Origin of the sequence: Glycomyces sp. NPDC021274 (assembly GCF_040641195.1) — a bacterium.
Classification (GTDB): domain Bacteria; phylum Actinomycetota; class Actinomycetes; order Mycobacteriales; family Micromonosporaceae; genus Glycomyces.
This window is the reverse complement of the sequence record NZ_JBFADC010000120.1, coordinates 1-1089: the sequence shown is the minus strand read 5'-3', so window position 1 is coordinate 1089 and position 1089 is coordinate 1. Positions and strand designations below refer to the sequence as shown.

The window sequence follows — 1089 nt, the reverse complement described above, 5'->3', positions numbered from 1 at the left end:
GTGACCTCGGCCTCGATGAGGTTGGAGGTGCCCAGGAAGTTGGCGACGAAGGTGGTGGCGGGGTTCTCGTACAACTCGGCGGGGGCGCCGAGCTGTTCGACCCGGCCGCCGTTCATCACGGCCACGGTGTCGGCCATCGTCATGGCCTCCTCCTGGTCGTGGGTGACGTGCACGAAGGTGATGCCGACCTCGGTCTGGATGCGCTTGAGCTCCAGTTGCATCTGGCGGCGCAGCTTGAGGTCGAGGGCGCCCAGCGGTTCGTCCAGCAGCAGGACCTCGGGGTGGTTGATCAGCGCGCGGGCGACCGCGACCCGCTGCTGCTGGCCGCCGGAGAGCTGCTGCGGCTTGCGGCGCGCCATCGGGCCGAGCTGGACCAGGTCGAGCATCTCCTCGACCTGCTTCTTGACGGACTTGATGCCGCGGCGGCGCAGTCCGAAGGCGACGTTCTCGTAGATGTCCAGGTGCGGGAAGAGCGCGTAGTTCTGGAAGACGGTGTTGACCTGGCGCTTGTAGGGCGGCAGGGCGGTGACGTCCTGGCCGGCGAGTTCGACCGTCCCGGTGGTGGGCTCCTCCAGGCCGGCGATCATGCGCAGGGTGGTGGTCTTGCCGCAGCCGGAGGCGCCCAGCAGCGCGAAGAAGGACCCGGCGGGGATGGTGAGGTCGAGCGGGTGGACGGCGGTGAAGGAGCCGTAGGTTTTGCTGATCCGGTGCAGGCGGACGTCGCCGCCGCTGCTCTGGGGGGTCGAGGTAGTGGTCATATGGGTCGTCCCGTGGGTCGTAAGGGGGCAGAACGGCTCGGGCGGGCCGGTGTGCGGCCGGGCGCCGTCGGGACCGGCTCAGGCACCGGTGAGGTCGGAGAACTTCTGGTTGAACACCCTGTTCTCCTGAGGGTTCAGGGCGCGGAAGGAGTGGGACCGGGCGGTCATCTCCTCGTCCGGCAGGATCAGCGGGTTCTCCGCCAACTCCCGGTCGATCCGGGCGAGTTCCGCGCGCACCCCGTCGACGGGGCAGGCGTAGTTGATGTACGCGGCGAGCCGGGCCGCCACCTTAGGCTCGTAGTAGTAGTCGATGAGCCGTTCGGCGTTCCCC

Annotated in this window: 1 protein-coding gene and 1 pseudogene; both read right to left on the bottom strand. The window is 68.8% G+C overall.

Going from position 1 to position 1089, the window contains the following annotated elements; translation table 11 throughout:
* The coding region (locus tag AB0I03_RS27030; protein ID WP_360417473.1) for a spermidine/putrescine ABC transporter ATP-binding protein at positions 1 to 758 on the bottom strand (758 nt) is incomplete at its 3' end.
* A 78-nt stretch (positions 759 to 836) separates the two neighbouring features.
* Positions 837 to 1089 (bottom strand): annotated as a pseudogene (locus tag AB0I03_RS27025) (spermidine/putrescine ABC transporter substrate-binding protein); the annotation flags it as partial.